General features: G+C 63.4%; 17 protein-coding genes and 3 tRNA genes. 9 read left to right on the top strand and 11 right to left on the bottom strand.

The genetic code is table 11. The features are described 5' to 3' along the window. Positions 1-4: 4 nt before the first annotated feature. Complete coding sequence (locus WBP07_RS08160) at positions 5-883, top strand: oxaloacetate decarboxylase (protein ID WP_395395405.1); 879 nt, start codon at positions 5-7, stop codon at positions 881-883. A gap of 279 nt (positions 884-1,162) precedes the next feature. On the opposite strand, the gene WBP07_RS08155 is transcribed toward WBP07_RS08160, so the two are convergent. Together WBP07_RS08155 and purC are read right to left on the bottom strand one after the other, a co-directional pair. Then, positions 1,163-4,006, bottom strand: coding sequence for a M16 family metallopeptidase (locus tag WBP07_RS08155; protein WP_395395404.1), 2,844 nt, complete (start codon positions 4,004-4,006; stop codon positions 1,163-1,165). Between the two features lie 139 nt (positions 4,007-4,145). Further along, the gene (purC, locus tag WBP07_RS08150) at positions 4,146-4,928 is read right to left on the bottom strand and encodes a phosphoribosylaminoimidazolesuccinocarboxamide synthase (RefSeq protein WP_395395403.1); all 783 of its coding nucleotides are present in this window, start codon (positions 4,926-4,928) and stop codon (positions 4,146-4,148) included. 243 nt (positions 4,929-5,171) lie between these two features. Here purC and WBP07_RS08145 point away from each other — a divergent pair, with 243 nt between their 5' ends. Further along, a complete protein-coding gene (locus WBP07_RS08145; RefSeq protein WP_395395402.1) occupies positions 5,172-5,759 on the top strand; it encodes a GNAT family N-acetyltransferase in 588 nt (195 codons plus the stop codon). A gap of 22 nt (positions 5,760-5,781) precedes the next feature. On the opposite strand, the gene WBP07_RS08140 is transcribed toward WBP07_RS08145, so the two are convergent. Then, positions 5,782-6,255 carry a low molecular weight protein-tyrosine-phosphatase gene (locus WBP07_RS08140; RefSeq protein WP_395395401.1) on the bottom strand — a complete coding sequence of 158 codons (474 nt, stop codon included), beginning with the start codon at positions 6,253-6,255 and terminating at the stop codon, positions 5,782-5,784. Between the two features lie 259 nt (positions 6,256-6,514). On the opposite strand from WBP07_RS08140, the gene WBP07_RS08135 reads away from it, so the two are divergent. Genes WBP07_RS08135 through WBP07_RS08125 form a run of 3 tightly spaced genes read left to right on the top strand, consistent with a single transcriptional unit; the run spans position 6,515 to position 9,731 of the window. Further along, on the top strand, positions 6,515-8,455 hold the full coding sequence (locus tag WBP07_RS08135; RefSeq protein ID WP_395395400.1) for a pilus assembly protein TadG-related protein: 1,941 nt from the start codon (positions 6,515-6,517) through the stop codon (positions 8,453-8,455). Then, the gene (locus tag WBP07_RS08130) at positions 8,452-9,081 is read left to right on the top strand and encodes a TadE/TadG family type IV pilus assembly protein (RefSeq protein WP_395395398.1); all 630 of its coding nucleotides are present in this window, start codon (positions 8,452-8,454) and stop codon (positions 9,079-9,081) included. Before WBP07_RS08135 ends, WBP07_RS08130 begins: the two co-directional genes overlap by 4 nt. Further along, the gene (locus tag WBP07_RS08125) at positions 9,078-9,731 is read left to right on the top strand and encodes a TadE/TadG family type IV pilus assembly protein (RefSeq protein WP_395395397.1); all 654 of its coding nucleotides are present in this window, start codon (positions 9,078-9,080) and stop codon (positions 9,729-9,731) included. Before WBP07_RS08130 ends, WBP07_RS08125 begins: the two co-directional genes overlap by 4 nt. A 178-nt stretch (positions 9,732-9,909) precedes the next feature. Here the strand turns inward: WBP07_RS08125 and WBP07_RS08120 are convergent. The 4 genes from WBP07_RS08120 to WBP07_RS08105 form a co-directional block, all read right to left on the bottom strand. Then, positions 9,910-9,986: transfer RNA gene (locus WBP07_RS08120), tRNA-Pro, on the bottom strand. A gap of 56 nt (positions 9,987-10,042) precedes the next feature. Continuing rightward, a tRNA-Ile gene (locus WBP07_RS08115) sits at positions 10,043-10,118 on the bottom strand. A gap of 61 nt (positions 10,119-10,179) precedes the next feature. Beyond that, the gene (locus WBP07_RS08110; protein WP_395395396.1) at positions 10,180-11,184 is read right to left on the bottom strand and encodes a polysaccharide deacetylase family protein; all 1,005 of its coding nucleotides are present in this window, start codon (positions 11,182-11,184) and stop codon (positions 10,180-10,182) included. Between the two features lie 47 nt (positions 11,185-11,231). Next, entirely contained in the window at positions 11,232-13,127 is a 1,896-nt protein-coding gene (locus WBP07_RS08105) for a sensor histidine kinase (RefSeq protein WP_395395395.1), read from the bottom strand. Positions 13,128-13,438: 311 nt separating this feature from the next. On the opposite strand from WBP07_RS08105, the gene WBP07_RS08100 reads away from it, so the two are divergent. Next, positions 13,439-13,906 (top strand): Lrp/AsnC family transcriptional regulator, encoded by a 468-nt coding sequence (locus WBP07_RS08100; RefSeq protein ID WP_132385696.1) that lies wholly within the window; start codon positions 13,439-13,441, stop codon positions 13,904-13,906. Positions 13,907-13,952: 46 nt separating this feature from the next. On the opposite strand, the gene aroQ is transcribed toward WBP07_RS08100, so the two are convergent. From aroQ to WBP07_RS08080, 4 genes are all read right to left on the bottom strand, one after another. After that, the gene (gene aroQ / locus WBP07_RS08095) at positions 13,953-14,390 is read right to left on the bottom strand and encodes a type II 3-dehydroquinate dehydratase (protein WP_395395394.1); all 438 of its coding nucleotides are present in this window, start codon (positions 14,388-14,390) and stop codon (positions 13,953-13,955) included. 184 nt (positions 14,391-14,574) lie between these two features. Continuing rightward, the gene (locus WBP07_RS08090) at positions 14,575-14,988 is read right to left on the bottom strand and encodes a holin family protein (RefSeq protein WP_395395393.1); all 414 of its coding nucleotides are present in this window, start codon (positions 14,986-14,988) and stop codon (positions 14,575-14,577) included. Positions 14,989-15,106: 118 nt separating this feature from the next. Continuing rightward, on the bottom strand, positions 15,107-15,322 hold the full coding sequence (locus WBP07_RS08085) for a hypothetical protein (RefSeq protein ID WP_395395392.1): 216 nt from the start codon (positions 15,320-15,322) through the stop codon (positions 15,107-15,109). A gap of 204 nt (positions 15,323-15,526) precedes the next feature. Continuing rightward, positions 15,527-15,603, bottom strand: a tRNA-Pro gene (locus WBP07_RS08080). A gap of 352 nt (positions 15,604-15,955) precedes the next feature. Here WBP07_RS08080 and yajC point away from each other — a divergent pair. From yajC to secF, 3 genes are read left to right on the top strand one after another with little or no spacing between them, the layout of a single operon-like run. Beyond that, entirely contained in the window at positions 15,956-16,291 is a 336-nt protein-coding gene (gene yajC / locus WBP07_RS08075; protein ID WP_395395391.1) for a preprotein translocase subunit YajC, read from the top strand. A 37-nt stretch (positions 16,292-16,328) separates the two neighbouring features. Next, on the top strand, positions 16,329-17,945 hold the full coding sequence (gene secD / locus WBP07_RS08070) for a protein translocase subunit SecD (RefSeq protein ID WP_395395389.1): 1,617 nt from the start codon (positions 16,329-16,331) through the stop codon (positions 17,943-17,945). 13 nt (positions 17,946-17,958) lie between these two features. Continuing rightward, complete coding sequence (gene secF, locus WBP07_RS08065) at positions 17,959-18,945, top strand: protein translocase subunit SecF (protein WP_395395388.1); 987 nt, start codon at positions 17,959-17,961, stop codon at positions 18,943-18,945. Positions 18,946-18,971 lie beyond the last annotated feature (26 nt).

Here is an 18,971-nt window from a genome sequence, read left to right as displayed (position 1 = left end):
TGCGATGCCGACACCGGGTGAGAAGCTGCGCGCGCTGATCGAGAGCGGGGAGCATTTCGTGGCGGCAGAGGCCTATTCGGCGCTCACCGGTCGCGCCGTCCAGCATGTCGGTTTCAAGGCGGCCTATATGGGCGGGCATGCCTGCTCCGCCTTCCATTACGGCGTGCCGGACAACGGCATCTTCTCGCAAGTGGAGATGATCGATCAGTCCGCCCGCATCGCGCAGGCCATCGATATTCCGCTGATCGTCGATGCCGATACCCTGGGAGAGACGGTGGCCGATGCCTACCACTTCACCCGCCGCTACGCCGCCGCCGGGATCGCCGGCTACCACGTGGAGGACGAGGTCAATCCCAAGCACTCCAAGCATGTGAACGGCCTCTGCTCGATCGAAGACATGCAACTGCGTATCGAGGCGGGCGTCAAGGCGCGGGGCGATTCCGGCCTCGTCATCATCGCGCGCTGCGATGAACTCTATACCAGCGCCAATGGCGGCGGCGGGACCGGTTCGATCGAGGAAGCGGTCCGGCGCGGCCATGCCTATGCAGAGGCGGGGGCGGACGCCATCGTCTTCGCCAGCGCGCCGCCCGAGCAGCAGGTTGAAGTGATCCCGCAGATGAAGATTCCGGTCTGCACGCTGGGCTTCAACCTGCCGAACACCGCGTTCACGCTTTCGACCGGCTGGGGCTGGGTTTCTGCGGCGGTCGGCCATCTGGCCATGGCGCGCGAACTGATGGAGACGGGATCGGTGAAGAGCGCGATGAACGCCTTCGCCAACTTCCCGGAGAAGTACGACCTTATCGATCAAAACCTCTACGACGACCTCATCGTCGAATGGGCCGAACGGACCGGACGTCCAACGCGGCCCAATCACGCGCGCTAGAGTGATGGCAGGCGAGCGCTAGACCTGCCGCGCCGGCTTGTCCGCAGCGATAAGAACAAGGGCAAGGCCAAAACCAAAACCAGGGCCAACCCAATACACCCCGTCATCCCCGCGAAGGCGGGGATCCCGCTTTTCTTCTCTACGCAGCCAACCGGCGCGACCTCGCTTTTGATCGTAAGGTCGAAGAAAAAGCGGGGCCCCCGCCTTCGCGGGGGCGACGAGATTTGTGGACAAATGCTGATTTCCGGCGCGCAGCCTTCCGTCGGTTGCGTCCGGCCCTTACTTCGCCGGCTCCGACACACCCTCGGGCAGCGCCAGCACTTCCAGCCCCTGCGCCGGATCGAGATAGCGGCGGGCCTCCGTCTGCACATCGGCGGCGGTCAGGGCCAGCAGACGGTCGCGCGCGCGGTTGAAGCGGTCGATCCGGTCGGCCTCGGTCTGCGCACGGTCAACCAGCGAGAGCCAGCCACCGTTGCTCTTGAGCGCATTCTGATAGGCCTCCACCAGCGGCTGACGGGCACGCTGCAACACATCGTCACTGATGGGAGCCTTGCGCAGAGCGGCCATCACATCGTCGATGGCCTTGCGCGTCGCGGGCACGTCGGCAACGTCGATCGAGGCGACCACGGCGAACGTGCCGTAGCCCTTCCAGTGGCGCGAGAGAGAAACCCCGGCGGTGGGCGAATAGGCCTTGCCCAGCGCTTCGCGCAGGCTGTCGGTCAGTTCGATGCGGACCACGCGTTCCAGCAATTGCAGTTTCAGCGTTTCGACGGGGTCCGCATCGTCGCGCGTCGGCCAGGTCACGCGCAGCAGCGCCTGGTCCGCAGGGCCGGTGTGCCGGACCACGCGCGGCTTGCGATCGGCCGTGAACGTGCGCGTCGGCTGGTCATCGTAAGGGCGAAAAGCCGGTTCGCGCGCGGGCAGGGCGCCCAGCGTGTCGGCGACCATGGCAATGGCCTTTTCCTCGTCCATGTCGCCGACGATGCCGATCTCGATCGCGCCATGCTCCAGCCGGTCGCCGATGTCGCGGTGCAGCTTGGCGTAAGTGAGGGCGCGGTAATCCTCCACTTTGCCAAGGCTGAAGCGGGGGTCGTTGTCGGAAACGATCGCGCCCAGATCGGCCTGGATTGCGGAGCCCGGCGTTGCGCGCAGGCGGGCGAAGTAGTTGTTGATCTGCTGGCGATACTGCACCTCACCCTCGGGCCGGAAGCCGGGGTCGGTGATCATGGCCGTCAACAGCTGCAACTGTAGTTCCAGATCGCGCGGAGTGGTGCCGGCCTGCGCGACGAAACTGGCCTCTCCCGACGCCATGCCGAAGCCCAGCGTATGGCCGGCCATGATCGTGTCCAGCTCATCCCGGCTGTGCTTTCCAAGGCCGCCCTCGTCGATATAGGGCACCATCTCGGTCGCGCGGGGGTTTTCCCGCGTATCGAGCATGTCGCCGCCATCGATGGAGAGGCTGACGTCGATGCGATCCTTGACGATGTCCGTATGCTTCAGGTTGAGCATCACGCCATTGGCAAAGCGCACTTCACGGATGCCCAGCACGGCATCGTGCGTATCGGAAACGACCGTGCCGGGTTTGCCGAAATCGGTATAAGCAAAGGCGGCGGCAACGCCCTGCTGTTCGGCGGGGATCGGAGCCTGCATCGCCTGCTTCCAGGCATCGCGGAGGGTCTTCTCACCCCCGGCGGGTGCGGTACGCCCTTCGAAACGGATCAGCGGCTTGTCCAGCGCCAGCGCCTCTCGCTTCAATGCGGCCAGCACGGCATCCGGCGTAACCTGCGGCGCGAAGGCGACGAAGCGATCCAGCACCGACTGCGGCGTTCCGGGCACCTGCCGGTCTTCCACCAGCGCCAGCGCGGCGGCGGCCAGCGCGGCATTGCTGCGCGTATTGGCAGACCCGGCGGCATCGACAAGCGCGGCGCGCAGTTGCGCAACCTGCTCGGCGATTTCGGCCTCGCTGAAGCCATGGGCAAGCGCGCGGCGATATTCGCGCGTCGCGGCTGCCAGGCCCGCCGCCCATTGGCCATCCACGCTGTCGATGATGAGGCGCGTCGAACGGGCGGCCTTGAAGACATCGCCCGTGCCGAATCCGGCCCCCCGGAACGGCGGTTCGGCGAAGCGGGAAAGGCGCTGAAGGCGGCGGTTCACGATGTCGTAGCCGATGGAGCGCAGCAGGTTTTCCTGCCGCTGGGCCACGCTGTCAGGCTCGTCCAGCCATTTGCCGTTGCGTTGGATTACCAGCCGTTCGGATAGCGCCGGATCGATCCACACGCCGGTGCGGTCCCGATCTTTCGCGTCGACCGGACCAGCCCCCGGCTGGGGCTCTGCCGTGCGCGGCTGCCAGTTGTCGAACCGGGCGTGGATCGCGGCCTCCACGGCGTCCGCATCGAAATCGCCGATCACCACCAGCGTCGTATGCAGGGGCACGTATTCGCGTTCGTAGAAAGCGCGGATCGATTGCGCGCTGGCGGCGTTCAACGTCTCGGTCGTGCCGATCGGAAACCGGCGGACATAGCGCGACGCGGGGTAGAAGAAGCCTGACGAAGCGACGCTGTTGCGATAGGCGAAGGTGTTGCGATCGCGCATTTCGGAAAAGATGACGCCGCGTTCGCGGTCCACGGCGGCTTGGGAGATCGTAAGCTCGCTGGCGGTCTCGCGCATCAGCATCAGCGCCGTGTCCAGCAGGTGCTGGTCCGCGCGCGGCAGGTCCAGCTTGTAGACGGTCCGCTCGAACGAGGTGGAGGCGTTGGTGTCGGCGCCGAAGGCTAACCCCTCACGCTCCAGCAAAGGCACCATCTGCCCCTCCGGCACATGCGTGGAGCCGTTGAACGCCATGTGCTCCAGGAAATGGGCGAGGCCTTGTTCGGCATCGGTTTCGTCCAGCGAACCGGCGGCGATTTCCATGCGCACCACAGCGGTTCCGGCGGGCGTGGCATTGTGCCGGATCACATAGCGCATGCCGTTGGCAAGCCGGCCGAAACGAAAGTCCGGATCGACCGGCACGTCGCTTTTCTCGAAAGCCCAGCTGGTATCGTCGGGACGCGGAGCAGGGGCCTGCTTCGCAATGGCGGGCGTCGATACCGTAAGGAGGAGTGCGGTAATGAGAATTGTTCGCATGTAACGCTACTGTCCGAGCAGGCTTCTGAAAACAAGGGCGCGGTGTGCGGGGCGGCGCGGCTTTTGTGAAGTTAAAATGCAAGAAAGCCCGGCGCACCTTGCGGTGGCCGGGCTTTCTCGTGCATCGGTTTCCCGACCCTTACTTGCCGCGCAGCTTGCGGTGCTTCGACAGGTCGAGAACTTCGCTGGGCTCGTTGTCGTCCTGCAGCAGGCCAAGGCGACGGGCCACTTCCTGGTAGGCTTCTTCCTCACCACCCAGGTCGCGGCGGAAGCGGTCCTTGTCCAGCTTTTCGCCGGTGTGCATGTCCCACAGGCGGCAGCCGTCGGGGCTGATCTCGTCCGCCAGGATCACGCGGCTGTAGTCGCCATCCCAGATGCGGCCGAATTCAAGCTTGAAGTCGACAAGACGGATATTGATCGCCGCGAACATGCCGCACATGAAGTCGTTCACGCGGATCGCCATCGACGAGATGTCCTGCATCTCTTCGTTGTTGGCCCAGCCGAAGCAGGCGATGTGCTCTTCGGCGATCATCGGATCGCCCAGCGCGTCGTCCTTGAAGTAGTATTCGATCAGCGTGTGGGGCAGCGGCTCACCCTCGGGAATGCCGAGGCGCTTGGAGATCGAACCGGCGGCCACGTTGCGCACCACCACCTCGATCGGAATGATCTCGACCTGACGGACCAGCTGCTCGCGCATGTTGAGGCGGCGGATGAAGTGGTTGGGAACGCCGATGTGGTTCAGGCGCGTGAACACGTACTCGCTGATGCGGTTGTTGATCACGCCCTTGCCCTGGATCGTGCCTTTCTTCTGCGCGTTGAACGCAGTGGCATCGTCCTTGAAGTACTGAATCAGCGTGCCGGGTTCGGGGCCCTCGTAGAGGATCTTGGCCTTGCCCTCGTAGATCTGGCGGCGACGGGACATGCGTGTTCGTCCTTAGATGGGTAAAAGAGCAAGCCCCGGCGCGGCGGCATCGCTATGCGACTGCGCGGCCGGGGCGTTCGAGCGCGCATATAGTTCAATGGGGGGCAAAAGCAAACCGGGTTGACTTCGTGGGCTGCCAAAGCGGGGCAGGGCGTGCCCCGGGGCGGGATTGCGACCGCGCCTGAGGCCGATTATCCTGTTGCGCGGGGCCGATTTTCCAGGCCGCCGAGAGATCCTCTAACGATGACCGTAACGATCCGGGCCCTGACTGGCAGCGAAATTATGGCCGCATTGGACGATCTGGCGCGTCTGCGGATCGCGGTTTTTGCCGAGTGGCCCTACCTTTACGACGGCGATTTCGCCTATGAGCGCGATTACCTTGCCGCCTTTGCGGCGGCCCGCGACGCGGTTCTGGTGGCTGCGTGCGAGGGCGACAGGATCGTCGGCGCCGCAACGGCTTCGCCGCTTTCCGCACAGGAGGCCGCCTTGAGTGCTCCCGTCGAACGCGCCGGACACGACCCGTCCAGATTGTTCTATTTTGGCGAATCGGTGCTGCTGCCGGCATGGCGCGGGCAAGGGATCGGTCACGCCTTCTTCGATCACCGGGAAGCGCAGGCCCGCCGCTGCGGCGCCGGTGGCGCGATTTTCGCGTCCGTTGTCCGTCCTGCGGACCATGGGGACCAGCCGGCCGACTATCGCGCGCTGGATGCCTTCTGGGACAAGCGAGGGTACCGGCCGATACCCGGGCTGACCTGTACGCTCAGCTGGAAGGACCATCGCGAGGCGGCCGAGAGCGTCAAGCCGCTGCAATACTGGATGCGCGATCTCTAGAGCGTTTTCCAATCAGGTGGGATCACCTGATGACTCGGATTGCCGAGACCAGATTGTGCGCCGCTGTGCTTACCTGATCCCAGGTGGCGACGAACCCTTCCGGCCCGCCGAAATAGGGATCGTCCACATCGCGTCCCTCCAGCCCCGGCACATGATCCAGCAGCATGGACAGCCGCGCATGCGGTGATGCGGGAGCGAGCTTGCGCAGGTTGGTGAAATTGCTGCGGTCCATCGCGATGACATGGTCGAAACGCGCGAAGTCCGCCGCGCTGACCTGCCTTGCGCGATAGCCTGAAATGTCGATCCCGTGGCGCAGCGCCTCTGCCTGCGCGCGTGGGTCAGGGCCGTTGCCGATATGCCAGGATCCGGTTCCCGCCGAATCGATCGCGAGGTCCAGTCCGGCCGCCGCCGCTTCATGACGCATCGCCGCTTCGGCGAGGGGCGATCGGCAGATGTTGCCAAGGCAGACGAAGAGGAAGGACGGGTAGGAGGGCATGGCTACGGCCTAGCGCCGGGCATTGCACGGCTCAACGAGGAAATCCCCGCAGGCGATGGCATGCCTCCTCTGCGGGTTGCAATTCCGCGCCGAAGCGGGGCCGGAGGATCAGGTCATTCACGGTTAATTTGGCGTTTCCCGCACTTGGGAAGACTTCGTGGAGGGTGGGTTGAATAGACCGGCGAAGGGTTTCTTAAGTAATCTCATCTAAGGAACTCCTTGAATCCCGTGAGTTCCCTCCAGCACGACTGGTCCAGCGATGCGTCATCAGAAAAGCCCGATACAACGCCTGCCGGAAAGGCTGCTGCGGGATACCGCCGGCAACATTCTGCCGCTGGCGGCGATAGGCATGGTCGTGGCCGCTGCCGTCGTGGGTTCGGGTATCGACCTGAGCCGCAACTACAAGGTGCGAAACCAGCTCCAGGCGGCGTGCGACGCGGCCGTGCTGGCCGGGCGCCGCACGGTTACGACGGCGGGCTTCGACACGGCATCGCAAACGGCCGCCAACAACTATTTTGCCACCAACTTCGACAGTTCCTCGCAGGAAACGACGGGTACCTCGTTCCTTGCCTCGTCGGACGATGAAGGCAAGACCGTAACCGGCACAGCCTCGACCACGCTCAACACGCTGGTCATGCGCCTGTTCGGATTCAACAGCTTCAACGTCTCGGTCTCCTGCGCCTCTTCGATGGGTGTGGGCAATGCCGATGTGATGATGGTGCTGGATACCACCGGGTCGATGGGCTCGAACAAGGTCAGCAACGGGCAGACGCGACTTGCCGCGCTGCAGGATGCGATGAAGAGCTTCTACACGACATTGAAAGGCGCCACCGCGAATACCAACGCGCGCGTTCGTTTCGGCTTCGTGCCTTATAGCACCTCGGTGAACGTAGGCAGGCTGCTCTACGATCTCAATCCGAACTATTTGGTCGACAGCTTTGCCTATCAGACGAAGCAGGCGCGTTTCCTTGACTTCACGAGCGCGACTCTGGGTACCTCGTCGACGAACAACGCGACCCCTGGTACTCTGGGGGACGACGTTATGTACAATACGACGAAATACAATAGCCTCAGTAAATGCCAGAAGGCCTTGCCGTCGGCGGGCACCTCTACCAGCACTGGTACAACGACCTCGGCCTATACTTCGGTATCCGGCAGCGATCCGAACATGACCGTTGTTCGCACGATAACCACAAGTCCGGCGCAAACGGTTTATGCGTGCCAGGGGTCCGGCAGTAGTTATTATATCTATTCCCACACGCAGACACAGGGTGCAGTAACCACGCAAAACTGGACCAAAGTCAAGTTTGCAATCGGTGCGCCGACTACAAATTCGACCTTCTATGACTGGATCTGGCAGAAGGCCACGCTGTCGACGAACGTTTACAAGAGCTTCTCCGCTACGCCGATCTATACTGGCAACAAGGGCGCTGCAGTTAGTACGACGTGGGGCGGGTGTATTCGCGAACGCAAAACCTACAATACGTTCAGCTACTCAGTGGCCGGCGGCATGTCGCCATCGAATGCCTACGACGTAGATCTCGACACCACGCCGACCAACGATGACACTCGCTGGGCGCCGCTGTGGCCTGAGGTCGGGTATGAGCGGTATAGCAGCAGTGGCGCGGACACGACGACGTCTCCGACCTCCTACGGCGCGACATCGCCTTCCAGCGCTCCCTGTCCGGCCAAAGCGCAACTGCTGACCGAGATGTCGCAGGCCGATTTCAATACCTATACCAACTCGCTCGTGGCGACCGGCAACACCTACCTCGATATCGGCATGATCTGGGGCGGTCGGATGATTTCGCCCAGTGGGATTTTCTCGACCAACGTCAATACCGCGCCCACCAACGGGGGCGAGGTTGCACGCCACATCATCTTCATGACCGACGGCGTCATGGAGCCGAGCAACTCCGTGAATCAGGCCTGGGGTATCGAATGGTGGGATCGAAACGTTACGACTGATGGCACTACCGACGATGCTAAGCGCCATACCGCCCGCTTCCTGGGGGTGTGCCAGGCGATCAAGGCCAAGGGCGTCCGCGTCTGGGTGATCGCCTTTACCTCGGATTTGTCGGACGATCTGAAGACTTGTGCCTCGACCAACAGCTCCTACGTCGCCAGTGACGCGACGCAGCTGAACACGGCTTTCCAGGAAATCGCCAAGCAGGTCGGCGAACTGAGGCTGACCCAGTGATCCGGCCCGCGCTCCCTGGCGCCGCGACCATCGCCCGGCTGCGCCGCCGGGCGGCAGGGCTGGGTGAAGACCGGTCCGGCGCGACCATCGTCGAATTCGCCATGACCGCGCCGGTGCTGCTGGTGCTGCTGATGGGCATCTTCGACATCGGCCACATGGCCTATGTCAACGCGGTGCTGCACGGCGCCGTCGAGGAAGCGGCGCGCAACGGCACGCTGGAAGCTGTCAGTACCACCGCGCAGGATGATAAGATCCAGGCCATGGTTGCCCGCGTCGCACCCGGAGCCACGGTTTCGTCGACGCGCAGCAGTTACTACGACTTCACCGACATCGCGCGGCCCGAAGTTTGGAACGACCTGAATAACAATGGCGTTTGCGACAACGGCGAATCCTACACTGACGAGAACAAGAACGGGCAGTGGGATGCGGACATCGGGAAATCCGGGAACGGCGGGGCCAATGACGTCGTGGTTTACACCGTCAAGGCAACTTACAAGCCTCTGTTCCCGATCCCGGGCCTGACCAATCCCGATCAGACACGCACCTTGACGGCAGTCTCCGTCAGGAAAAACCAGCCATATGCGCTCCAGACGAGCTATGGCTCCGCCGCGAAGACCTGCCCATGAAGATGGCCGCTGTCACTGTGCGCTTCAGGCGCTTCGTTTGCTTAGCACGGCGGCTTCGCGCCGATCGCAGCGGCGTCTCGATGATGGAATTCGCGCTGATCCTGCCGATCCTGCTGACGTTCGGGCTCTATGGCACTGAACTCGCCTACATGGCGGTGGTGAAGATGGAGGTGGCCCAGCTTTCGACGGCGGTAGCCGACAACGCATCGCGCCTGGGCCAGACCGACAACAGCGCAGTCACGCCGACCGTGACGGAAACCCAGATCAATTCGGTCATGTCCGGCGCGCTCACGCAGGGGAACGCCTTCAACTTCAACGGCAATGGACGCATCATCCTGTCCAGCCTCGAAAAGAATTCCTCCGGAAACCAGTACATTCACTGGCAGCGCTGCCGCGGCAACCTGGCGAGGACTTCTGCATATGGCGTGGAAGGCACAACGCTTACGGGGATGGGCAAGACCGGCCATCTGATTACCGCGACTACCAATTCGGCGGTCATGTATGTGGAAGTCTATTTTGCCTACCAGCCGCTGTTCGGTACCATGTTCGTGAAGAATACCGTGTTCTATCAGGAATCGGCATTTCTCATTCGCGACGATCGCAGCCTTAGCGGTGTGACCGGGACCGGCAAGCAGTCCAACTGTATCTGATGCTGTTCCGAGCCCGTCTGCTGGCGGGCATTCGGCGCAACAGCAATGGCGATTGAGCGGCAGTGATCCGCTGCGAGAGAGAGGGCTGCCGCAGTTCCGCCCTCAGGCAGCCGTTTCGCGTGGCGCCTCGGTCGCGCCGAAGGCAGACCGCATCTGAAAGAATTTTCGTGAAAGAAGTTGGTCGGGGAGACAGGATTCGAACCTGCGACATCTTGCTCCCAAAGCAAGCGCGCTACCGGGCTGCGCCACTCCCCGACCCTTCGGTCGTCGATGTTTGCGGTTGGATCCCCGCGTGAGGCCCAACCTGACAGTGGTGGGCCCGGCAGGATTCGAACCCGCGACCTAGCCGTTATGAGCGGCCAGCTCTAACCGCTGAGCTACAGGCCCCAACCGTTACCGGCGTCATCGACATCGCCGGCTGGGAAGCCCGTTAGCTTGGTGTGTCGCACTAGGCAAGCGCTACAGCGTCCATGATTTCACCAACGCTGGTAGAACGTACCCCTCGACGCGCCAAATGCGTGAAAAGTTGGCGCCACCAGTCGTATAATGCCTCGATATCCTTGATATTCTGGACATAAGGCGTGTGGCCGGGCGCCAGCGAAGGACTGTGGAAAGAAAATACCAGCACGGGCAAACCGTCGTCGATCGCGATGTCTACGCCCCGCAGCGCTTCCTCCACATTGATTCCCTCAGGCGTCAGCGCAATGCGTTCGAGCAGGCCCATCCGGGCGAGCACGCCGCGCAACTGCGGCGCGCGCCAGAGGTGAGGGTAGATCACATTGCCCATTTGCCGCAGCGGTCCCCAGTAGACGGTGGTCAGCGGCAATTCGAGCAGGCGCTGCGCTGGATCGATCCAGTAGGGGCGAAGCGGATGCTCACGATAATTCGGACCGCCGGCACTGCTGTAGTCGAAACGCGCGCGCACCGACGAATCGATGGCTATGCCGAACTCGGTGAGGATTTCGTGCGTGCGCGGACCCAGGCCGTAGCGGCCCGCGCGGTAGATGCGCGGGGCAGTGCCGAACGCCTCGACAATGCGGGCATGGAGGCGCGCGAACTTTTCGCGCTCGAGTTCGAAGGGCAGGTTGCCCGCATAGGAATTGAATTCGTTGACGTCTTCATCGAACGGCGGGCTGACCCAGGGGTGCAGTTGCACGCCCACTTCCGCGCGGCCGGCGCTGACTGCGGCGCCGATCGCTTCCGGAGCGCGCGGCGATTCGGCAACGGGATAGTCGACGAGGTAGATCGGCTTGACGCCGAAGCCCTCGCAGAAATCCTGGAACTGGCGCAGCGCCGAAACGGCGACGGTGCTGTAACCGTCCCGATCGAGCGGCGCGTCCCAGTCGAACTCTTCCTCGGTATCGACGGTGACGATGAAGCGCTGACCGAAATCTTCCCGAAAACGGGCGAAGGCCTCGGATTCGGGCGGCTGAAGGATATTGGGCCCCGGCAAGACTGAACTCTCCCCCACTCGGGTCGCATCCGGCTGGGCGACTGAAATCAGAGCGCGTGGCTCTGCGATGAATGGCTATGATCTGCGTCTATCGCGGTCAATCCGGGAAGGCGCAGCACCAGGCGTTCGCCGCAGCGCTTCAGGCTGCCGCCTGCCGCCGTGGCTTCCGCCGCGGCAAGGCGCAGCGTGAAGCCGATGCCGAACATGCCGGTGGACAGGGCATGGCCCCGCTCGCCTGTAGGCGCTTCGTTGAAATGCTCGTCCGTCCGCGTGACGAGGGAGGCGGGCAGGTCGACGCAAAGGACAGCGGCGCCGTCGTTGCCGTAGCTGGAACGGTCCCAGTCCACTGTCAGCATCTCGTCGAATGCAGTCGATCCGGCCAGTGCCGCGAACAGGCGCCAGACAAGGCGTTCGGCCTCGGTCCGGTCCAGCGGAATGGGCAGCGAGGGGGCTTCGGAAATATCGGGAAGCGTGAAGCCACTGCGGCGCGGCTCGGTCCAGGCCTTTAGGCGATTGACCGTTTCGGTAAGAACGACGGCCAGATCGCATTCCCCAGTTTCCAGCCCGAGTGCGCCGGTTTCCAGCCTTACCAGCCGATCCAGTTCCTCGAACCCGGCAAGGATATGTGCGCAGTCCCCGGCGATGGCGGCGGCGAGTGCGCGATATTCGTGCGGCGCCGGGCCATAGAGCTGCTGCTGGATGATTTCCGCCGCGACCTGGATGGCATTGGCGGGCGTGCGCAGTTCGTGGAGGATCTGGCGCAGGCGGTCGGCCTCGCCATGGCCCTGCACGGCGGCGCCGACGGCGGAGAGCACGGCGGGACGGCGCAGGCGGCCGACATATCCGATGAAGCGGCCACCGGCAGGATCGAAGCGTGGCACCGCGTCGACTTGCCAGATCCCTTGCACGGCCTGCGCGCCGCTGATCTCCACTTGCGCGGCGCGCAGCGGCAGGCGGTGACGCATCGCAGAGGCGATCCCGGCGGAAACATCCATCTTTGCCGCGCCGATGCCCGACAAGCCCGACAGGTCGAGCCCGATCAGCGAGGGGGCGTGGATCCCGTCAGCCCACGACACCCGGCCTTCGCCGTCAGTGCTGAAATCGATGGCCGCCGGTGCGCTCGGCTGGGAGGGCATCGTATCGCCAAGCGGCAGACGGGGCGTGTCACCCATCGCATCATGGCCGGAATGGCCGTTGCCCTGCGCTTCGCGGGCCTTGCGAAACTCCTCGATGCGGCGGACGATGGCACCGATGCCTGCTGCGGTATTGGTGGGCGGCGGGGCGACGCCCAGCGAGGCGGCTGCCTGTCCGAATTCGGCGAAAGGCGCAATCTGCGCAGCGCGGATCGGCGTGACCTGATCGGGTTCTGCGATATCCGGTTGCGGCGCCGCAGCGGGCTGTTCCGGCGACGTGGGGATAGGCGTTGCCGTGACCGTCGGTGCGGGAATGGGCTCCGCTCTCGCTGCCTCTACTTCCAGAAGATCGTCGAGTTCCAGTGCCTCTGCCGGCGGAAGCGCGCGATCCTGCACGCCCAGTTGTTCCAGCAGGGCATCGACCTTGGCGCCAAGATCCCGGCGGTGGCGCAATATGCCGCGCGCACGCACGGGCAGGGCGGGGATGAGAGTCAACCAGGTGTCTTCGGCCAGCAGGGCGGTGCGCACGGCGGCGGTGGCCACTTGCGGTTCCGCTTCGGCAAGGCGCGCGACTAGCCGGGGATTGCTGAGCGGCTGGAGCGGCTGGGCAAGCAGGCGTGCACGTTCGGAGGCGGGGATCAGCTTGTCCAGCTCACGCAGCTGCGCGAATCCGGCCGCAACGGCCCAGGAACGGGCATTGGCGGGAAGCCGGCCGAGAATATCGACAAGCTGCCGATACTGGATGCGCGCCAAAGCCTCGCCCGTAGTCGGCAGTCGCAATACCGTGGCAAGACGATCGTCGAAATGCATCAATGCTCCAAACCGGCCTCTGACCGCTCATCCGCCAATGAGCTGTCGGGCCTCAAAATTCCACTGCTTCATCCCCCGAGACCGGCCTTAAAGCAAATGACTTAAGGAGAGGTCACCAGGCAATGCGTTTCGCTGTGCCGGAAGCGGGTCATAGCACTCTCCAATCTGTGCAGACAGGGCCAGCCGACGGATTCTAGGCGTTGCAATGCCGGACGATTACGTTAAGGGATAATAATATTACAGGGGCGCTTGCGTTTTCGAGTGGAAGTTACAGCCGGACGACGCCGGTGTGCCCGCAAGGAAAGATTTGCATGATCAATCTCGATGAAATCGACCGTCGCCTGCTGGCGGAGCTTCAGAGCGAAGGTCGAATTACCAACGTCGAACTGGCGCAGCGCGTAGGGCTGACCGCGCCGCCGTGTCTGCGCCGCGTGCGCAGCCTTGAGGAATCGGGCATCATCCAGGGCTATCACGCCGACCTCGATGCTTCGAAACTGGGCTTTACCATCACCGTGTTCGCGCTGGTCAGCCTCAAGAGTCAGGCCGAGGAATCGCTGCGCGCCTTCGAAGACCATATGAAGGGTCTGCCGGAAGTACGCGAATGCCACATGCTCAACGGTGAGATCGACTTCATCTTGAAGATCGTCAGCCGCGACCTGCAGAGCTTCCAGGAATTCCTTACCAGCAAGCTGACGCCCGCGCCCAACGTGGACAGCGTCAAGACCTCGCTGACGATCCGCACTGCCAAGAACGTGCCCGGAGTGCCGCTGGAGGGGTAAAGCGCTTTCGCGTATCACCCCTCGCGCCCCGAATCGAACAGACCTCTTACAGTCCCGCCGCCGCTTCGAGCGCAACGATATAGCTTTGCGCGCCGAAGCCGGCCACGGTGCCCTTCGCGGCCATGCCAACCCATGACTTGTGGCGGAATTCCTCGCGCAAGTGGGGGTTGGAGAGGTGTACTTCGATCACCGGCACCTTGATCGCGCGGATCGCGTCGTGAAGGGCGATGGATGTGTGGGTGTAGGCGCCGGCGTTCAGCAGGACGGCATGCGCGCCCTTGTCCTCGGCTTCATGCAGCCAGTCGACCAGATGGCCTTCATGGTTCGACTGGCGCATGTCTATCTCGCAATCCAGGGCTTCGCCGCGCTCGACGAGCATGGCGCCGATATCGTCCAGCGTCTGCGATCCGTAGATGCCAGGCTCGCGCAGACCCAGTCGATTGAGGTTGGGGCCGTTGAGCACGTAGACCAGCCTGGATGCCATTTCGCGAAAGACCTCATGATATCATCGGCGCGCGGGAGGCGCGCTCGGGCCGGGACCGTCTAGCGCAACTGCGCGTGGGCTGCCAAGCGGCCGGCGGCCTTTGCGGTCGCCAGGGTCGGTCCGTTCGCCGAAGGTTTCTGCAAGATTGAATTCTTGCCCTTGCAGGAAGTCCCCGTGCGCAGCGTCAGCGATCGGAACCCTTGGTCTTGCCCCATTGGCGCATGGCGGAATAGCCAAGGTAGCCGGTGCCGAAGAGGGCGTAGAGCGGCTCAGGAATGCCGTTGAGGTAGGCGCTCATGCTTTCCGCGATGGCGCGGGCGGTCGCGGGGCTGAAGGCGCCGATCAGGCCCATCGGCAGCGACCACAGAAGCAGTACATAGATAACGTAGAGGAAGCTGGGGCGGGCGCGGCTGGTCCAGGGATCGGCCGCGTTTGCTTCGGCGACGATGGCGGAAAGGCTGGTCTGGAGCATATCCAGCTCCTGCGTGTTCTGCAGCTTCAGCAGTTCCAGCTTGGCGCGATCGCGTGCTTCGGGGTCGGGAATGACCTTGTCGATGATCCGGGTGACGGGGGCGATGATCGAATCGAGCAGTGGCATGGGCAGGCACTCCATTGCGGATTGTTGCCTGCAACCAGATAACCAAATCGGTTCGTGTAGGAAAACGAGGGCGTTTCGGCGATCGGCGCGCGATTGCTTCCCTCAAGCTCCCAGTGGATCAGACGTCCGCCGGGATGGGCCGATCGAGGTAGGTGGTCTCTCCCTGCCGGCGGGCTTCCCAGGCGTTCGTACGCTCGCGAGCGTAGGCCTTCTGCACACGAACCCTGCTGATGCCGTATCGTGCAGCAAGTTCGCCAAAGGTCGCACCATCGATCACGGCGACATAAATCGCTGCGTTTCGTTCTTCGTTGGGACTTGGATTCGCAGAGGGCATCGACGTTCTCCCGCTTTCTGTCCGTGCTTGCGTGGGATCCGGCGCAAGCGATTCGCTCTTGGCAGCCTATCAAGCCGGGGTGCGAACCCAAATCCGGTCGCGGTGATCGGCCAAATCCGTGATCGGCCAAATCCGTGATCGGAATGTGGCGGCTGAAACGAAAAACGCCGTCTCCTGCGCGAAGCAGGAGACGGCGTTTTTAATTGGTCGGGACGAGAGGATTCGAACCTCCGACCCCCACACCCCCAGTGTGATGCGCTACCAGGCTGCGCTACGTCCCGACCGGAGCGCGGCCTATAGGCAGGTCATTCGGATAGCGCAAGCGTCCTTTCATCACTTTCTTCGCTCTCGCCGTGGATAGGCCGGTGGATAGTTTTCGCAGCCGCCCGATTGCACGACCGAAGGGGTTGAAGTGTCTGAGAAGAGGGCCATCTGCCCCTTGCCGCCGGGGGGCTGGGGGCGTCGGCCCCTGCCATGTGCCCGCAAGGGCGCGCGTTGCCAGCCTTCCGCTTTATTGCTAACCGCGCCCATCCGGTGAAATCCGGCGATGGTTTTCGGGGCGGGGCGTGCGGCACATACGATGCAACGCGCGATCCGCGTCGGGACGAAACGACAAGAAGGCCCTTCATCTCAATGCAAAGCTCGATTCTCAACCAGCTTGCCGCCTCCGTGCCTGCCGGCGCCCCGCCGGCCTGGATCCAGTACCTGCCCTTCGTGGCGATGGCGGCGATCTTCTGGTTCCTCATCATGCGTCCGCAGATGAAGCAGCAGAAGGAACACCGGAACAAGCTTTCCGAGCTCAAGAAGGGCGACGAAGTGCTGACCGGCGGCGGTTTCGTCGGCAAGGTCCTTCGCGTCGACGACAACTATGTCGAGATCGAGATCGCGCAGGGCGTGAAGGTGAAGGCCGTGAAGTCGACCATCGTCGACGTCATCCCGCCCGCAGGCTCCAAGCCCGCCAACGACTGAGGCTTCGGCCCACATCAATTGAGAGAAGCCTGAGGCTATGCTCGAATTTCCAACCTGGAAGAAGGCCTGGTACTGGGCGCTGACGCTGTTTTTCTGCGCCTGCGCCCTGCCTTCGCTGGTATCGCTGTCGCCGAACCTGACCTGGCCCAGCGCACTGCCCGCACCCAAGATCAATCTCGGCCTCGACCTTGCGGGCGGCAGCCGTCTGTTGCTTGAAGCCAATCGCGACCAGGTCGCCCAGCAGCGTCTGGAAGGCATGGAAGAATCCGTGCGCACCCGTCTGGGCCAGGCCCAGCCGGTGATCGCCATCGGCGACGTTTCCAGCTCGGGCGGCAAGCTCAGCTTCACCGTGCGCGATCCCGCGCAAGTGGACGCCGCGCGCGAGGCGATCCTGCCACTGACTTCCGGCGCCGGCCTTACCGGCCAGCGTGACTGGGACATCACGGTTCAGGACGGCAACCGCTTCATCCTGGTGCCGACGCAGGCCGGTATCGACCTTGCGATCAGCAACGCGATGGAAACCGCCGTTGAAGTCGTACGCAAGCGTATCGACGCGCTGGGCACGAAGGAGCCCGACATTCGCCGTCTGGGCGGCACCCGCATCGACGTGCAGGTGCCCGGTCTTCAGGATCCGCAGGCGCTTAAGAACCTGCTGGGCCAGACCGCCAAGCTTGAATTCAAGATGGTGGACGAAACCGCCGCCCCCAGCGATCTGGTCAAGGGCATCGTCCCGCCGGGTTCGGAGATCGTTCCCTGGGCCGACCCCAAGGAACCGGGCGCGCAGGGTGTGCCCGTGATCGCAGTGAAGCGTCTGGGCGGCATCAAGGGCGACGAGCTGACCGATGCCAAGCAGGGCTTCGAACAGAAGACCAATGCCCCGGTCGTCTCGATCACGTTCAACCAGCAGGGCGGCGAGAAGTTCGCCAAGCTGACGACCGAGAACGTGGGCAAGCGCTTCGCCATCATTCTTGACGGCAAGGTGCTTTCGGCACCCAGCATCCGCGAGCCCATTCTGGGCGGTGGTGCGCAGATCTCGGGCAGCTTCACCGTCCAGTCGGCGACGCAACTTGCGATCGCACTGCGTTCGGGCGCGCTGCCGGTCGATCTGACCGTGGTTGAGGAACGCACCGTCGGGCCGGACCTTGGCGCCGATTCGATCCAGAAGGGTATCGTCGCCATGGGCGTCGGCACCGTTCTGCTGATGCTGTTCATCTTCCTGACCTATGGCCGCTTCGGCGCCTATGCGAACCTTGCCCTGATCTTCAACGTGCTGATGATCCTGGGCATCATGTCGTTGCTGGGCACCACGCTTACCCTGCCGGGCATCGCCGGCTTCGTGCTGACGATCGGCGCTGCCGTCGACGCCAACGTGCTGATCAACGAGCGTATCCGCGAGGAACGCCATCGCGGCCGCCGCGTCGTGCAGTCGGTGGAACTGGGCTACAAGGAAGCGAGCCGCGCGATCTTCGATGCCAACATCACCAATGCCATTTCGGCCGTGCTGATGTTCGCCTTCGGCTCGGGCCCGGTTCGCGGTTTCGCGGTCGTCCTCATGATCGGTATCGCCACGTCGGTGTTCACGGCCGTGACGATGAGCCGGATGTGGGTTGCGGGCTGGCTGCGTCGCACCCGTCCCAGCGACCTGAACGTATAAAGGTACCAGGCGCATGAAGCTCCTAAAGCTCATTCCCGATAATACGAACATCCACTTCCTGCGCTGGCAGTGGCCGTTCTTCATCACCAACCTGCTGGCGATGGCCGCGTCGATCGTGCTGTTGTTCACGCACGGGCTGAACCTGGGCGTCGACTTCGTCGCCGGCCAGATGATCCGCGTGACGTTCGAACAGAGCGCCACTGCGCCCGTCTCCGCCCTGCGCAAGAGCGTCGATTCGCTGGGCTTCGGCGAACCCACGATCCAGACCTTCGGCAAGCCGAACGAAGTGTCGATCCGCATGAAGCTGCCGGAAGGCGCGGCCGACAATCCGAAGCTGGCCGACGGCATGGCCCGCAAGATCACCGAGAAGGTGCGCCACGACTTCGCCGATGCCCGCGTCGACGGTGTCGATTCGGTTTCGGGCAAGGTCTCGGGCGAGCTGTTCCACACCGGCATGCTGGCCCTTGGCCTGGCGATGATCTGTATCTCGATCTACATCTGGATCCGCTTCGAATGGCAGTTCGCGGCCGGCGCGTTGTTCGCGTTGGTGCAGGACATCCTGCTGACCGTGGGCATGTTCTCGCTGACGCAGATGGAGTTCGACCTCAACATCGTCGCCGCACTGCTGACGCTGCTCGGTTACTCGCTGAACGACAAGATCGTGGTCTACGACCGCATCCGCGAGAACATGAAGAAGTACCGGCGCATGCCGATGAACGAACTGCTCGACCTCTCGGTGAACGAGACGCTGTCGCGCACGGTCGCCACGTCGCTGTCGGTGCTGATCATGCTGGTCTCGCTGCTGCTGCTGGGCCCCGAAGTGATCTTCGGCTTCACCGCTGCGATTACGCTGGGCATCTTCATCGGTACCTACAGCTCGATCTTCATGTCCGCGCCGATCCTGATCTGGCTGGGCGTAAAGTCGGATTCCTTCGTGAAGGCCGAGAGCGAGATCGATCGCCAGGAACGCCTTGCGCGGGAGCGCAGCGCGCGTCCCTGATGCGCGTTCCGGCCTGACGCCTGCTT

The sequence above is a fragment of the Novosphingobium oxfordense genome, from assembly GCF_044029435.1.
In the GTDB taxonomy this organism is placed as follows: Bacteria; Pseudomonadota; Alphaproteobacteria; order Sphingomonadales; family Sphingomonadaceae; genus Novosphingobium.
Note: the sequence above shows the minus strand (reverse complement) of the source record. Positions and strands in the feature narration are given on the sequence as shown.

Coding starts and splice junctions, on each gene's coding strand:
- WBP07_RS08145 (WP_395395402.1), top strand. CDS start 5,172: ATGACCGTAACGATCCGGGCCCTGACTGGCAGCGAAATTATGGCCGCA.
- WBP07_RS08155 (WP_395395404.1), bottom strand. CDS start 4,006: ATGCGAACAATTCTCATTACCGCACTCCTCCTTACGGTATCGACGCCC.
- yajC (WP_395395391.1), top strand. CDS start 15,956: ATGCAAAGCTCGATTCTCAACCAGCTTGCCGCCTCCGTGCCTGCCGGC.
- WBP07_RS08085 (WP_395395392.1), bottom strand. CDS start 15,322: ATGCCCTCTGCGAATCCAAGTCCCAACGAAGAACGAAACGCAGCGATT.
- WBP07_RS08135 (WP_395395400.1), top strand. CDS start 6,515: ATGCGTCATCAGAAAAGCCCGATACAACGCCTGCCGGAAAGGCTGCTG.
- WBP07_RS08140 (WP_395395401.1), bottom strand. CDS start 6,255: ATGCCCTCCTACCCGTCCTTCCTCTTCGTCTGCCTTGGCAACATCTGC.
- WBP07_RS08125 (WP_395395397.1), top strand. CDS start 9,078: ATGAAGATGGCCGCTGTCACTGTGCGCTTCAGGCGCTTCGTTTGCTTA.
- purC (WP_395395403.1), bottom strand. CDS start 4,928: ATGTCCCGTCGCCGCCAGATCTACGAGGGCAAGGCCAAGATCCTCTAC.
- WBP07_RS08160 (WP_395395405.1), top strand. CDS start 5: ATGCCGACACCGGGTGAGAAGCTGCGCGCGCTGATCGAGAGCGGGGAG.
- WBP07_RS08090 (WP_395395393.1), bottom strand. CDS start 14,988: ATGCCACTGCTCGATTCGATCATCGCCCCCGTCACCCGGATCATCGAC.
- secD (WP_395395389.1), top strand. CDS start 16,329: ATGCTCGAATTTCCAACCTGGAAGAAGGCCTGGTACTGGGCGCTGACG.
- WBP07_RS08100 (WP_132385696.1), top strand. CDS start 13,439: ATGATCAATCTCGATGAAATCGACCGTCGCCTGCTGGCGGAGCTTCAG.
- secF (WP_395395388.1), top strand. CDS start 17,959: ATGAAGCTCCTAAAGCTCATTCCCGATAATACGAACATCCACTTCCTG.
- aroQ (WP_395395394.1), bottom strand. CDS start 14,390: ATGGCATCCAGGCTGGTCTACGTGCTCAACGGCCCCAACCTCAATCGA.
- WBP07_RS08105 (WP_395395395.1), bottom strand. CDS start 13,127: ATGCATTTCGACGATCGTCTTGCCACGGTATTGCGACTGCCGACTACG.